This window comes from Streptomyces sp. NPDC050619, from assembly GCF_040654815.1.
Lineage (GTDB): Bacteria > Actinomycetota > Actinomycetes > Streptomycetales > Streptomycetaceae > Streptomyces.
Window position 1 is genome coordinate 72375 of sequence record NZ_JBFAIR010000027.1, and the last position, 12248, is coordinate 84622.

Sequence of the window (12248 nt, forward strand, 5' to 3'; positions counted from 1 at the left end):
GTCACTCGACCGTCTCCATGAAGTCCAGCATCCGGCGGTTGATCTCCTCCGCGTGGTCGATCTGCGGCCCGTGGCCGGTGCCCGAGATGATCTCGGCCCGGGCGCCCGGTATCAGGCGGGGCACGCGCTCCACTTGCCGCTGCGGGTGCACGAGGAGGCTGCGCTTGCCGAGCACGAGGTAGAGCGGGGTGCGGATGGTGGACAGCTCGTCCTCGGACAGGGGCAGGGGAGACGGGCGGCGGATGCGGTAGGCACGGCCGGCCGTCCTGATCAGCGTGAGCAGTTCCGGCACGACGAGCACCGGCTGTTCCAGCCAGGCCGCCAGCCGCGGGCGCAGGGCCTTGGGCGCGAAGGTCGCGAAGAGGCTGGCGAAGATCCAGACGAAGAAGCGCAGGCCCACCTTTTCCAGCCCGCCGGGGTCGAGCAGCGTGACCGAGGCGAGGCGGCCGGGCCTGCGGTGTGCCTCGTTCAGGGCGAGCCAGCCGCCGTAGGAGGAGCCGACGAGGTGGACACGGTCGAGTCCCAGCCCGGCGAGCGTCTCGTCCAGCCACTGCGCGGCGCGTTCGGGCTGGTGGATGGGTTCGCGCTGCACGCTGCGCCCGGGGTCGCCCGGGGTGTCGAGGGCGTAGACGGGCCGGTCGGCGCTGAGGGCGGGAGTGTTCGGGTACCACATGGCGGAGCAGGAGCCCGCTCCGTGCACCAGGACGACGGGGGTGCGGGTCTGGGCGGCCGGGTCGGCGGGGCCGTAGCGGTAGACGTGGGTGGTGCCGAAGCTGGTCTCCACGTCCTGTTCCGCGAGCGCGCGGGCGCCCAGGGCGTAGACCGCGTCGCAGGCAGCGAAGTGGCGGTCGCGCCAGGCGTCGCTCACGTAGCGGCCGACGTCGGGCTGGGTGCGGGCAGTGGTCTCGGACACGGCCACCTCCGATATCTCGCGGTATCTCGATTTCGTGATACGAACGTACCATGATGTTGGTACGGCTGTATCATCAAGGATCCCGGTGCGGGTCGTACCAGCGGACACGACGAGCGGAGAGGTGGCCGATGCCCAAGCGCGTGGACCATGCGGAACGGCGTACCGAGATCGCCGAGGCGCTTGTCCGGGTCGCCGGGCGGCGGGGGCTGCATGCCGTGGGGATGCGCGATGTGGCGGCGGAGGCGGGCGTGTCACTGCGGCTGGTGCAGTACTACTTCGAGACCAAGGAGAAGCTGCTGCTCTTCGGGCTGCGGCACTTGACGGAGCGGTTCGGGGAGCGGGTCGCCGCCCGAATCCGGGACGCCGGGAACAGTCCCGGACCGCGCGCCGGGATCGAGGCGCTGCTGATGGCGGCCCTGCCCACCGACGAGGAGAGCCGCACCTTCCACTTCGTCTACACCTCGTACGCCGTCCTCTCCATGAGCGACCCCACGCTCGCCGCCCAGCCCTTCATCAAGGACCCCGACGCCGCCGAGGACGCCGTCACCGAACTCCTCGGGCAGGCACAGAAGGCGGACCTTCTCCGGCCCGGCGTGGACCCGCGACTGGAGGCGTCCGGCCTGCTCGCCATGTCGGCGGGCCTCGGCACGGGCATCCTGGTCGGCCAGCGCAGCGCGGAGTCGGCCGCGGCGGTTCTGGAACACCGTCTGGACGGGATCTTCAGGTAGGGCCGGCCTGGCCCAACTCGTCCAGCATCCGCGCCAGTCCGGGCGGCCACACCGGCTCGGGGGACTCGGCGAGTTCCTCCCGGGTCCACCAGCGCCAGGCGAGGATGCCCTCCTCGGTGTGGACGGCGGTCAGGTGGGCGCCGGTCGGGGGGCGGTGGGGGCCGTGGGTGACGTAGATGCGCTCGTGCTGGCGGATGGGGATGTCGAAGCGGGTGAACTCGTGCTCCCACGTGCACAGCAGGGGACCCGGTTCGAGGTCCGTCCGCCGGTCTCCTCACGCAGTTCGCGCAGGGCGCCCTCGCGGGGGCTCTCGCCCGCCTCCAGCCCGCCACCGGGCAGCGCCCAGTGCACGCCGACCTCGTCGTTGTGGTAGCTGAAGAGGAAGACCGAGCCGTCGGGGGCGAGTACGGCGACGCGGGCGGCGCGGCGAGGAGTGCGTAGGGGCTTGCGCAGGACTGTGCAGGGGTGGGTGCTTTGGGGGTCCGTGCGGTGGGCGATGGCCTCCTGGGCTTCGTGGGCTTCGTAGGCTTCGTGGGCTTCGTAGGTCTCGTAGCCGAGGGCCGTCCAGAAGGCGAGGCCCTGGGGATTGTCGTCCGCGACGGCGAGGCGTACGGCGGTGCGACCAGTGGCGCGGAAGCGGTCCTCGACGAGGGCGGCCAACTGGCGTCCGTAGCCCTGTCGTTGCATGCCCGCAGCCACCATGAGCAAGCCGATCCACGGGTCCGGGTCGACCGGGTCGGGATGCCGGTCGAGGGTGATCGCGATCCCGACCAGGCGCCCCTCGCAGCGGGCCGGCAGCACCTCCGCCCCCGGGTCCCCCGCCTCCTCGGCCAGCGCGGCCGCCACCTGCTCCGCCAGCCGTTGGCATCGTCACGTATGGCGTTATGTGACCTGTACGGGCGGCGCACCCCACGTTTCCCGGATCCTTCTCGAATCGCCGGACGCGGCCACTTGCCATCGGCCGACGACCCCCGTATGGTCGTACGAACGTAAGACATACGAACGTACGACCATATGGACGTACTCCAAAGCAAGGGAGCTCGTGATGGCGACAACTCGGCCGGTGGCACTCGTGACAGGTGCGTCCACCGGTATCGGAAAGGCGGCAGCCCTCGCGCTCGCCGCAGCTGGTTTCGAGACGGTGGGAACGAGCCGGAAGACGTCGGGAGCCGACCGTCGTGACGGCGTGACGTTCCTCGCCCTCGACGTGGGCAGCGACGATTCGGTCGCTGCCGCGGTCAAGCAGGTGATCGAGCGGTTCGGGCGGATCGACGTTCTCGTCAACAACGCGGGCATCGGCTCCTCGGGCGCGTGGGAGGAAAACTCTCTCGCGCAGGCCGAGCGCCTCTTCAACACCAACGTCTTCGGTGTGATGCGCATGACCAAGGCCGTTCTCCCGCACATGCGCGCCCAGGGAAGCGGGCGCATCATCAACATCTCATCCGTCCTCGGGTTCCTCCCCGCGCCCTACATGGCGAACTACTCGGCGTCCAAGCACGCGCTCGAGGGGTATACCGAGTCCCTGGACCACGAGATCCGCGAGCACGGGGTCCGGGCCCTGATCGTCCAGCCGGGCGGTACCAAATCCGCGTTCGAGGCGAACACCGTCGCGCCCGACATGCCCATGCAGATCTACGCGGAGCAGCGGCGCATCGCCGACCAGGTGGCGTTGGCCGTCAACGAGGAGGGCGACGAGCCCTCCGTCGTCGCGAAGGCGATCGTCGAGGCCGCCACCGACTCCAAGCCGAAGGTGCGGTACACCGCCGGCCGGCAAGCCCGGCTCGTCAGCACGGCGCACCGTATCCTTCCCGCCAAGGTCTTCGACGGACAGATCCGCAAGAGCAACAAGCTCCCCGGCTGAGATCTGCAGACAGTGAACCGTCCCCGATCTGTTCGTCGCACGCGAACGGCTGATGGAACTGGTCGGGCAGATGATGCAGCGCCGCCCGAGAGGCCGGGCAGTTGCGCCCCGATGTGGAGTGCGGCGATCTGATGGTCGCCGTCAGCCAGCTCACCCGGCCGCTGACAGGCACCGAGTGCGAGGGCATCGACCGCTTCGTGCACCGTCATCTGCAGATGTTCCTGGACGGTCTGCGGGCACCCGCCCGCTCCGTGCTGCCCGGATCAGCCGTGACCGTGGAGGACATGCGACGAGCGTGACTGATCCGGTCGGTCAGATAGATATCGACCAGTTCGGCGCTCGGCGCTCGGCGCCGGTCAGTAGTCGTCACCAGTAACCACCTCGTACAACGCTTTCGGCCGTCGACGATGACGAGCCGTCCCTGTCCCTGGCTCGATGTCCCGGCGTCTCGCTGCCTCGATCTCCATCTCCGGCTTTGTCCCTCTGAACTTCCTCATCGTTTTTCGCCACGAAGTCCCGAAGTGGGTATCCCCATGTCCGAAACAGCTCAGGCCACCGCCAAGGCGGCAGCCGACTCCCATGCCAACCGCTGGAAAGCGCTGACATTCATCGCGCTCGCCCAGCTGATGGTCGTCCTCGACGCGACCATCGTGAACATCGCCCTTCCGTCCGCACAGCAGGACCTGGGCATATCCGACGGCAACCGGCAATGGGTCATCACGGCCTACGCGCTGGCCTTCGGCGGTCTGCTGCTCTTCGGCGGTCGCATCGCGGACCTGTGGGGCCGCAAGCGCACCTTCGTCGCCGGTCTGATCGGCTTCGCCGCCGCCTCCGCGCTCGGCGGGGCGGCCACCAACGAGGCGACGATGCTCGGCGCCCGCGCCCTCCAGGGTGCCTTCGGCGCACTGCTCGCGCCCGCCGCGCTCTCCCTGCTCGCCGTGATGTTCACGGAGCCCAAGGAGCGTGCCAAGGCGTTCGGCATCTACGGTGCGATCGCCGGTGGCGGCGGCGCCGTGGGCTTCATCCTCGGCGGTGTGCTCACCGAGTACCTGGACTGGCGCTGGACGTTCTTCGTGAACATCCCGTTCGCGGTCATCGCGGCGGCGGGCGCGTACTTCGTCATCCGTGAGCCGGCCGGCAGCCGCAACCGTTCGCCGCTCGACATCCCGGGCGTCGTCCTGTCCATCCTCGGTCTGGTCACGCTGGTCTACGCCTTCACCCGCGCCGAGTCCGACGGCTGGGGCGACTCCACGACGGTTGGCCTGTTCGTCGCGTCGGTCGTGCTGCTCGCCGCGTTCGCCCTCGTCGAGTCCAGGGTCAAGGCACCGCTGCTGCCGCTGCGCGTCATCACCGAGCGCAACCGCGGAGGCGTCTACCTCTCCCTGGGCCTCGCGATCATCGCGTTGTTCGGCCTGTTCCTCTTCCTGACCTACTACCTCCAGCTCGTGCTGGGCTACTCGCCGGTCAAGACCGGCCTCGCCTTCCTGCCGTTGATCGGCGGCCTGATGGTGGGCTCCACGCAGATCGGCACCCGCCTGATAACCCGGGTTCCCCCGCGCCTGCTGATGGCTCCGGGCTTCCTGCTCGCCGCGACCGGCATGCTGATCCTCACCCAGCTGGAGATCGGCACCTCGTACGCCGGCGTCATCCTGCCGGGGCTGGTGCTGCTGGGCCTCGGCATGGGTACGGCGTTCATGCCCGCCCTCTCCCTGTCCACGCACGGTGTCGAGCCGCGTGACTCCGGTGTCGCCTCCGCGATGGTCAACACCTCGCAGCAGGTGGGCGGCGCGATCGGTACGGCCCTGCTGAACACGATCGCCGCCTCGGCGACGACCGCGTACATCAAGGACCACATCGGCGGCGCCGGCTCGAAGGCCCAGCAGCAGCTGGTCCAGCTGGAGGGCCAGGTGCACGGGTACACCAACGCCATCTGGTTCGCCGTCGGCATCCTGGTCCTCGCCGCGGTGATCGCCGCGACCTTCATCAACACCGGCAAGCCGGAAATCGGTCCGGCCTCCGGTGAGGGTGCCGAGGGTGAGGCGAAGATCTTGGTGATGGCCCACTGACGGCCCGTACACCGGGTACGCCCGGTACTTCGGGTACTGCGATCACTTCGGATACTTCCCGTACTTCGTGTACGGCGCGGGGTGGGGACGCCTCGCCGTACACGATGCAGGGTCAACCCCGGCTCCGAGAGCGACGGAGCCGGGGCTGACCCGTGTTCGGACCCCCAGGGCTCGCCATGACAGGCCCTGGACACGGATAACCTGCGCGGAGCCGACGGCACCTCAAGCGGCCCGAACCGAAGGACACATCGGGATAGGCGTCCAGCGGCCGACCACGGCCCTGGCCGACCTGCACCGCGGTGAAACCCAGCCGGGCCTGCATCGCCGAGCCCAGCCTGGCCGGGTGTTCCTCCTGGAAGAGCCGCAACAACTTCACCACCTGCTGCATCCGCAGATATGGCGTGGTGCTGGACTTTCCGTACCGGGCGGCCAAATCCCGCCAGCGCCCGGGCCAATTGCCGCACCAGCCGAGGGCACGCCAGCGCGGAGAAGTCATAGCACCGCTCGACCCCGCCGGAGAAGGCCGCGGTGAACACCACCGGACCCACCGCCGGGACAGCCTCCGGCTCCGGCGGCAGATCCTCCGGCGCGGGAAACCGCACCCGCCGGCTCACGATGCCCCCCGGCCCGCTCCAGCGCCACGCTCTGCGCGTCCCACTCGGCCAGTGCAGAGCTCGAACCAGACGCGTTTGCCGGAGGTCGGGATCCCGTCGGTCCACGTCACGCCCCAGTCATGGGCGAACCCGGCGAGGAGCAGTAAGCCGCGGCCGTTCTCGGATTGCCCGTCCGTGACCCTCGGGCAGGGGTCGGCGCCCGGATCGTCGTCGTACACGGAGACGAGTACGCGATCGTGCCGGATCACCGCTTCGAGGCGGACGGCGAGGGAGGTGGTGTGGAGGCTGACGTTCGTCACGATCTCGGACACCAACAGGCGTGCGGTTTCTACGAGTTCGGGGTGGCCGGTGGCTTTAAGGAGGAGGGCGACCGTGTCGCGGCAGATCTTTGGGCTGGATGTGGAGTTGGGGGTTCGTAGGCGGTCGAGGGCGGCGGGTGTTTGGTGAGTGCGGCGGAGTCCATGCGGGATCTTCCTGGTCGGCGGTACGTGATGGGGGGGCGTGCCGCACACCGCCTTGGCTCGGCTGCCCTCCCGGGTGGGGCGGCTGCACTGTGGTCTTACTGGTGTGTGGCGCGTTGCCGATTCGAAGGTAGTGACAACCTTGCCCATGGGCAAGGTTGTCACCGAGGTTCACCCGAGTGAGTGGACCCGGCTTGCCGCGAGGCGGCAGACTCAGACGCCGAAAGGAACGGAACCATGCCACTGAGAGACAACCCCACGGCTCGACAGATCCGACTGGGCGCGGAACTACGGAAGTTGAGGGAATCCGCAGGTAAGACAGCCCGAGAGGTCGCCGGCCTGCTCTCGACCGACCAAGCCAAGATCAGCCACATCGAGGCGGGCCGCATCGGCGTCAGTGAGGAGCGGCTCCGGCGGCTGGCGGTGTTCTACGCGTGCGACGACGCCGATCTGGTCGAGGCGTTGTGTGTCATCGCCCGGGAGTCGAGGGGACAGGGGTGGTGGGATGCGTACCGAGGCGTGCTCGTGCCTGGCTTCCTGAACATCGCCGAACTTGAGTACCACGCCACGTACTTGCGTAGCGTCCAGGCGATGAACGTGCCGGGCATCCTCCAGACCGAGGACTACATCCGGGCGATCCACCGCAGTTACACACCAGCACTTCCCGCCGAGGAGGTGGATGTGCGGGTGGAGTTCCGCATGAAGCGTCGGAGCATCTTCGAGAGGGATGCGCCGCCCCCGTTCCTGGCCGTCGTCCACGAAGCAGCGCTGCGCATGCGCTTCGGGGGGCGCAAGGTCGCCAAGGGGCAACTCGAGTACCTGCTCGAAGCCTCGGAGCGGCCGACGGTGACGGTTCGGGTCATCCCGTTCACCTGTGAGGAGTTCATCGAGGCGACATATCCCCTGCTGTACGCGAGGGGAGTTGTGCCACAACTCGACACGGTTCAGATGGACAGTCCCGTGGGCGGCTACTTCATCACCGCGGCTGCCCAACTCAAACGGTTCGCGGGACTGCTCGACATCGCCGAGCAGTCTTCGTTGGGCGAGCCGGAGTCCCGGCAGCTCATCCAGCAGATCGCAAGAGAACTGTGAGAGGTTCCGGTATGTCCGTGCAGTGGCAGAAGTCGTCCTTCTCGGGAGTGGAGGCTGAGAACTGTGTCGAACTCGCCCACCACAAGGGCCAGATCCTGATCCGCGAAAGCGACATCCCGGACATAGTCATCGCCGTCACGGCGGCCCGACTCCGAGCCCTGCTCGGCGCCCTGAAGGCCAAGCCGTAGAGATCAGTCAGGAGATGGCGTGCAACTCTGTCTCGATCAGGCTCCTTGCCTCCTGACCATAGACCGCCGACCGCTCAAGCATGGCAAACGCCTTCTCGTACACGGCGACTTCGTCCTCGGCCGTGACGTTGAGGCCGGCGGAGAACGTCTCGACCCCGACCTGCGCTCCGTCAAAGATCGAGAACGAGTGCCCTGGGTACAGGGCGAGCTCTGCTCGCGCCGGAATGACACCCAGCTGGAGCCCTGGCAGTTCCAGGGCCGCGAGAAGGTGCGCGAGTTGGCCTCGCATGACCCCTGTTCCGCCGAGGTTCGTCCGCAGAGCCTGTTCGCTGAGCAGGGTGTGGTACGTACGGCCGTCCTGCCCAATGAACTGGGCGCGGGCCGTTCGGCGTACCACACCGGCCTCGACGTCGTCAGGGATCTCATGAAAGTCGATTACGCGCTGGAAGACGGCTCGGGCGTAGTCGGCGGTCTGGAGGTTCCCCCAGACGATGTTGTTGCAGTAGTGGCGGGAGTCCCTGGTCCTGCGAACCAGTTCCAGGAACTCGTCCTGAACCGGACCGGTCCCCGCGTGGAGCAGTTCGTCCCACTTGTCATGCGGTTGCCTGGGCTTCGTCATGTCGGGAAGCCTCCCCACCACCGGGGCTGGATGGAACCTTAAGACGGTGCAAGTGTCTGCAAGTTCAGTGCGTGAGCGGGCGAGTCAAGTGCAAGCTCGGAGCTGTAGATCGTCGGCCCACGAGCATGGAGGAAGCCATGGCTCTGCACCTGCTGGGCAAGGACCCTGAATCGCCGGAGGGCAAGTCCCCGACCGTGTACTACGACGACGAGACCGACAACTATCTGGTCCAGGGCTGGAAAGTGCTGGACGGCGAGCGGCTGTCGCAGCTTGATCTGCCGGGTCACGAGACCGTTGTCGAGATCCCCAAACGCATGATGCAGTTTTTCCCGGAGGTGAACGGTGACGGAGGAACCCACGTTTGAGGAACTGTTCCGGCTGGCCAAGCGCTCTGCGGTGCATCTTGAGATGCGGGACGGCTATATGCAGTCGGATCCTGAGTACATCGCCTGGCGTGAGGGAGCTCGTGAAGAGTCCCGCTACCTGGACCAGCAGAGCAGCTCCTGGCTGGCTCTGATGCGGGAGATCATCGGTCGAGGAGTCGTGGTGCGCCGGGCTCGGATCGTCTCCGAGCCGGTCACGGACTACATTCGCTTCGAACATCACGTGACAGTTGGAAACGTTGAGGCGGGCGAGCAGGTTCGCTGGCTTCCTCGGCGTCGGGCCTCGGATCTCGCGCTCCCGGGGAACGACTTCTGGCTGTTCGACGACAGCTTCGTGGTGTTCCTGCACTTCACAGGGGACGGTGAGCTCTCGCCTGAGGGTGATGAGGAGCGTACGGCGAATCCAGCCGTGGTCCAGCTGTGCGCGGAGGCTTTCGAAGCCGTGTGGGAGCGGGCTGTCCCGCATGAGAAATACCGGTTGTCCTGACTGAGCGCAGTAGCGAGTACTTCAATTGAATCCTTCACCTTCCTCGGCCGTCCAGGAAGCACGCAAGACCCTGGGCAAGCGGCTTCGAGAGATCCGTCAGGCGGCAGGGTTCAAAACGGCACGGGCGCTGGCCGCTCGGGCCGGCTGGCATGAGTCCAAGTCCTCACGTATCGAGAATGGTGTAACTCTCCCTTCGGACATGGACATTCGCGTCTGGGTCGGTGTTTGCGGCGCTGAGGACCAGGCTTCAGAGCTGATTGCCACGGCTCGCGGCATAGAGGAAATGTATGTCGACTGGCGGCGCCTGGAGCGTGCGGGTCTGAAGCATGTGCAGGAATCCGTCCTGCCGCTGTACGAGCGAACACATCGGTTCCGCTTCTACCAGTCGTGGGTCGTCCCCGGGTTGCTGCAGACCTCCAGCTACACCGGCATGGTGCTGGAGACGGTCGCCTCACTTCGAGAGGCTCCAGGGGACGTTGCTGATGCCGTGGCCGCGAGGATGGCGCGCCAGTACCTTCTCCATTCTGCTGGCCGCCGATTCGCGTTTCTCGTCGAAGAGTGGGTTCTTCGCACGGTCATCGGCGATGGCGAGATCATGGCTGCTCAGCTCGGTCGGCTCATTACTGCTGCGTCATTGCCCTCTGTGAGTCTTGGCATCATTCCGATGGGCGTTCCCCGTGGGCGTGCCTGGCCGACCGAGTCCTTCTCGATCTTCGACGATGAGCAGGTCGGTGTGGAGCTGGTCAGCGCGCATCTCAACGTGCGCCAACCGGCCGGGATCACCGAGTACGTGAGGACATTCGCCGAATTGGCGGGCATCGCGGTCTATGGAGCCCAGGCAAGGAAGTTGATCACTTCTGCCATCGACCTGCTCGAGTGAATCGGTGCAAGTGTGTAGAAGCTCGTTGGAGGGCCGCGCTGTCTGGCGCGACGCTCTGTGCATCGTCAGCCGCAACCGATGCGCAGCACAGGGGACCGACATGGCCATCACATCGAAGCCGGAACAACAACCGGTCGCCCGTGGGTGGCGTATGGACCCTATCCCGAGTCGTCCTGCCTACAAGGGTGACGACGACAGCATTCGCATTCCCATCTGGCTGACGAAGAACGGTCGGCACATTGCGGACGTAGAGATGGTTCTGCTGCCTTCCGAGGCAGAGCTTCTCGCTGACTGCCTGGCCCAGGCCATGGGCAGCGACAGATCCGTGCTGCACGAGCTCTCAGAGAGGTGATCCATGCGTGGAATCGACCTGTACCGCATCCCCATCGGACATGCCGAGTTTTCGAAGGCGTGCGGTGGCAATACCCATCCGGACGGGGAATCCTGCGTGACGCTGGCCCGGCTCGGCTCAGATGCCTGGGCCCTCGGCGACAGCAAGAACCCGGACGTGGAACCGCTGAGGTTCACCACGGCTGAGCTTGACGCGGCCGGTATCGACCCCACCCGGTTCGGCCTGTCGGCCTGATCCTCCCCACCGGTCGGCCCTGGCCCTCCCCCTTCATCACCGGGGTAGGGCCGACTGGTGCCTCTCACATCCGAGTCATATCCGATTCACATCCGAGCCCATCGGGACGACTGTTGCAGCACCACCATGGCTATCTGTGGACGGGCCCGAAACAACGCTTCGACCAAGAGGCACTACGACGGCCCCCGCATCCCGAGCCGCCCCCTCCGGGAAGCAGGCCGGAACTGATCCAGCGGTACCGCGAGGTGGTCGCGGAATTCCCCACCTCTGATCTGCCGCCACTGGAAACAGCGTTCTGGCTGATGAAGCCGGACTCTGTAATCCGTGGCACGTGGGAGGAACCCAAGGAGGCGGCGGCCTGGCTCGGGGAGCGGCTGGCCGAGTATGCGCCCCGATTCTCGTCCGAGGCGGAGCGTGACACAGCCAAGCCGGCACTGCTCGTCCACTCCGCCGCCGAGCGGCTGGAGTGGGGTGGTGATGTATCCCTGGGCTTTTACCTGGACCGTCCCTCGTACCTCTCTCTGGCTCTGGTCACCTGCTCACCGAACCGTGCCGCGCCCGATCTGCCGTGCCCTGCTCCACAGTGGAGATGAAGCGTGACGGAGGTGCGCGACGCGACGGAGCCCCGGTCAGCTGACCGGGGCTCCGTCGACAGTCGGCGAACCTCAGACGCTCACACCGAAGTCCTGCGCGATGCCCACCAGACCAGAGGCATACCCCTGGCCGACCGCGCGGAACTTCCACTCCGCGCCGTTGCGGTAGAGCTCGCCGAAGACCATGGCCGTTTCCGTGGCCGCGTCCTCCGAGAGGTCGTAGCGGGCGATCTCGGTGCCGCCGGCCTGGTTGACGATGCGGATGTAGGCGTTGCGCACCTGGCCGAAGTTCTGCGAGCGGTTCTCGGCGTCGTAGATGGACACCGGGAAGACGATCTTGTCGACGTCGGCGGGGAGGCCCGCCAGGTTGACGTTGATCGCCTCGTCGTCGCCCGCGCCCTCGCCGGTGCGGTTGTCACCGGTGTGGACGATGGTCTGGTCCGGCGTCTGCTTGTTGTTGAAGAAGACGAAGTGGCCGTCGGAGTAGACCTTGCCCTGCGGGTTGACCGCGATCGCCGAAGCGTCGAGGTCGAAGTCCGTGCCGGTGGTGGTGCGGACGTCCCAGCCGAGGCCCACGGTGACGGCGGTCAGGCCCGGAGCCTCCTTGGTCAGCGAGACGTTGCCACCCTTGGACAGGCTTACAGCCATTGTTGGGAGTCCTTCCATCGTTAGACGTACGGGATGAAGCTACAGCTACCCCTATGAACGCCGAGGGGGTTACACAGGTTCCAGGTGTCTTTACTTTCTTTACCTCCATATTTCGCGTGACGTGGACGG

The 12248-nt window shown here is 66.8% G+C and carries 15 protein-coding genes and 2 pseudogenes; 12 read left to right on the forward strand and 5 right to left on the reverse strand.

The window, feature by feature from the left end; all coding sequences use genetic code 11:
- Window position 1 precedes the first annotated feature (1 nt).
- The gene (locus AB0I77_RS35605) at window positions 2-919 is read right to left on the reverse strand and encodes an alpha/beta fold hydrolase (RefSeq protein WP_363286919.1); all 918 of its coding nucleotides are present in this window, start codon (window positions 917-919) and stop codon (window positions 2-4) included.
- Window positions 920-1041: 122 nt separating this feature from the next.
- Between AB0I77_RS35605 and AB0I77_RS35610 the strand changes: the two genes are divergently transcribed.
- The gene (locus AB0I77_RS35610; RefSeq protein WP_363286920.1) at window positions 1042-1641 is read left to right on the forward strand and encodes a TetR/AcrR family transcriptional regulator; all 600 of its coding nucleotides are present in this window, start codon (window positions 1042-1044) and stop codon (window positions 1639-1641) included.
- Here the strand turns inward: AB0I77_RS35610 and AB0I77_RS35615 are convergent.
- Window positions 1634-2493: pseudogene (locus AB0I77_RS35615) on the reverse strand (bifunctional GNAT family N-acetyltransferase/NUDIX hydrolase); the annotation flags it as partial. The gene AB0I77_RS35610 and the pseudogene AB0I77_RS35615 overlap by 8 nt on opposite strands.
- Window positions 2494-2686: 193 nt before the next feature.
- On the opposite strand from AB0I77_RS35615, the gene AB0I77_RS35620 reads away from it, so the two are divergent.
- The 3 genes and pseudogenes from AB0I77_RS35620 to AB0I77_RS35630 all read left to right on the forward strand — a co-directional run bounded on the left by AB0I77_RS35620 (window position 2687) and on the right by AB0I77_RS35630 (window position 5568).
- A complete protein-coding gene (locus AB0I77_RS35620; RefSeq protein ID WP_363286921.1) occupies window positions 2687-3502 on the forward strand; it encodes an oxidoreductase in 816 nt (271 codons plus the stop codon).
- Window positions 3503-3524: 22 nt separating this feature from the next.
- A pseudogene (locus tag AB0I77_RS35625) lies at window positions 3525-3801 on the forward strand (TetR/AcrR family transcriptional regulator); the annotation flags it as partial.
- A 234-nt stretch (window positions 3802-4035) separates the two neighbouring features.
- A complete protein-coding gene (locus AB0I77_RS35630) occupies window positions 4036-5568 on the forward strand; it encodes an MFS transporter (protein WP_363286922.1) in 1533 nt (510 codons plus the stop codon).
- A gap of 610 nt (window positions 5569-6178) precedes the next feature.
- Here AB0I77_RS35630 and AB0I77_RS35635 read toward each other — a convergent pair.
- Window positions 6179-6793 (reverse strand): ATP-binding protein, encoded by a 615-nt coding sequence (locus AB0I77_RS35635; protein WP_363286923.1) that lies wholly within the window; start codon window positions 6791-6793, stop codon window positions 6179-6181.
- An 87-nt stretch (window positions 6794-6880) separates the two neighbouring features.
- Between AB0I77_RS35635 and AB0I77_RS35640 the strand changes: the two genes are divergently transcribed.
- Window positions 6881-7735, forward strand: coding sequence for a helix-turn-helix transcriptional regulator (locus tag AB0I77_RS35640; RefSeq protein ID WP_363286924.1), 855 nt, complete (start codon window positions 6881-6883; stop codon window positions 7733-7735).
- An 11-nt stretch (window positions 7736-7746) separates the two neighbouring features.
- Window positions 7747-7923 (forward strand): DUF397 domain-containing protein, encoded by a 177-nt coding sequence (locus AB0I77_RS35645; RefSeq protein WP_363286925.1) that lies wholly within the window; start codon window positions 7747-7749, stop codon window positions 7921-7923.
- 7 nt (window positions 7924-7930) lie between these two features.
- On the opposite strand, the gene AB0I77_RS35650 is transcribed toward AB0I77_RS35645, so the two are convergent.
- A complete protein-coding gene (locus tag AB0I77_RS35650) occupies window positions 7931-8542 on the reverse strand; it encodes a DUF5753 domain-containing protein (RefSeq protein ID WP_363286926.1) in 612 nt (203 codons plus the stop codon).
- Between the two features lie 137 nt (window positions 8543-8679).
- On the opposite strand from AB0I77_RS35650, the gene AB0I77_RS35655 reads away from it, so the two are divergent.
- The 6 genes from AB0I77_RS35655 to AB0I77_RS35680 all read left to right on the forward strand — a co-directional run bounded on the left by AB0I77_RS35655 (window position 8680) and on the right by AB0I77_RS35680 (window position 11471).
- Entirely contained in the window at window positions 8680-8907 is a 228-nt protein-coding gene (locus tag AB0I77_RS35655; RefSeq protein ID WP_363286927.1) for a hypothetical protein, read from the forward strand.
- Window positions 8885-9412: a DUF6879 family protein gene (locus AB0I77_RS35660; protein WP_363286928.1), complete on the forward strand. Its 528-nt coding sequence runs from the start codon at window positions 8885-8887 to the stop codon at window positions 9410-9412. Before AB0I77_RS35655 ends, AB0I77_RS35660 begins: the two co-directional genes overlap by 23 nt.
- Window positions 9413-9437: 25 nt before the next feature.
- On the forward strand, window positions 9438-10292 hold the full coding sequence (locus AB0I77_RS35665) for a helix-turn-helix transcriptional regulator (RefSeq protein ID WP_363286929.1): 855 nt from the start codon (window positions 9438-9440) through the stop codon (window positions 10290-10292).
- Between the two features lie 100 nt (window positions 10293-10392).
- On the forward strand, window positions 10393-10644 hold the full coding sequence (locus tag AB0I77_RS35670) for a hypothetical protein (protein WP_363286930.1): 252 nt from the start codon (window positions 10393-10395) through the stop codon (window positions 10642-10644).
- A gap of 3 nt (window positions 10645-10647) precedes the next feature.
- On the forward strand, window positions 10648-10878 hold the full coding sequence (locus AB0I77_RS35675) for a DUF397 domain-containing protein (RefSeq protein WP_363286932.1): 231 nt from the start codon (window positions 10648-10650) through the stop codon (window positions 10876-10878).
- Between the two features lie 113 nt (window positions 10879-10991).
- Window positions 10992-11471 carry a hypothetical protein gene (locus tag AB0I77_RS35680; RefSeq protein WP_363286933.1) on the forward strand — a complete coding sequence of 160 codons (480 nt, stop codon included), beginning with the start codon at window positions 10992-10994 and terminating at the stop codon, window positions 11469-11471.
- 72 nt (window positions 11472-11543) lie between these two features.
- Here the strand turns inward: AB0I77_RS35680 and AB0I77_RS35685 are convergent, their stop codons facing one another.
- Window positions 11544-12119: a TerD family protein gene (locus AB0I77_RS35685; RefSeq protein WP_356767674.1), complete on the reverse strand. Its 576-nt coding sequence runs from the start codon at window positions 12117-12119 to the stop codon at window positions 11544-11546.
- Between the last annotated feature and the right edge of the window lie 129 nt (window positions 12120-12248).

Bases quoted from the DNA above. Each gene is read 5' to 3' on its own strand.
- AB0I77_RS35650 (WP_363286926.1), bottom strand. From the start codon at position 8,542: ATGACGAAGCCCAGGCAACCGCATGACAAGTGGGACGAACTGCTCCAC.
- AB0I77_RS35655 (WP_363286927.1), top strand. From the start codon at position 8,680: ATGGCTCTGCACCTGCTGGGCAAGGACCCTGAATCGCCGGAGGGCAAG.
- AB0I77_RS35635 (WP_363286923.1), bottom strand. From the start codon at position 6,793: ATGGGCAAGGTTGTCACTACCTTCGAATCGGCAACGCGCCACACACCA.
- AB0I77_RS35675 (WP_363286932.1), top strand. From the start codon at position 10,648: ATGCGTGGAATCGACCTGTACCGCATCCCCATCGGACATGCCGAGTTT.
- AB0I77_RS35670 (WP_363286930.1), top strand. From the start codon at position 10,393: ATGGCCATCACATCGAAGCCGGAACAACAACCGGTCGCCCGTGGGTGG.
- AB0I77_RS35620 (WP_363286921.1), top strand. From the start codon at position 2,687: ATGGCGACAACTCGGCCGGTGGCACTCGTGACAGGTGCGTCCACCGGT.
- AB0I77_RS35645 (WP_363286925.1), top strand. From the start codon at position 7,747: ATGTCCGTGCAGTGGCAGAAGTCGTCCTTCTCGGGAGTGGAGGCTGAG.
- AB0I77_RS35685 (WP_356767674.1), bottom strand. From the start codon at position 12,119: ATGGCTGTAAGCCTGTCCAAGGGTGGCAACGTCTCGCTGACCAAGGAG.
- AB0I77_RS35610 (WP_363286920.1), top strand. From the start codon at position 1,042: ATGCCCAAGCGCGTGGACCATGCGGAACGGCGTACCGAGATCGCCGAG.
- AB0I77_RS35630 (WP_363286922.1), top strand. From the start codon at position 4,036: ATGTCCGAAACAGCTCAGGCCACCGCCAAGGCGGCAGCCGACTCCCAT.
- AB0I77_RS35640 (WP_363286924.1), top strand. From the start codon at position 6,881: ATGCCACTGAGAGACAACCCCACGGCTCGACAGATCCGACTGGGCGCG.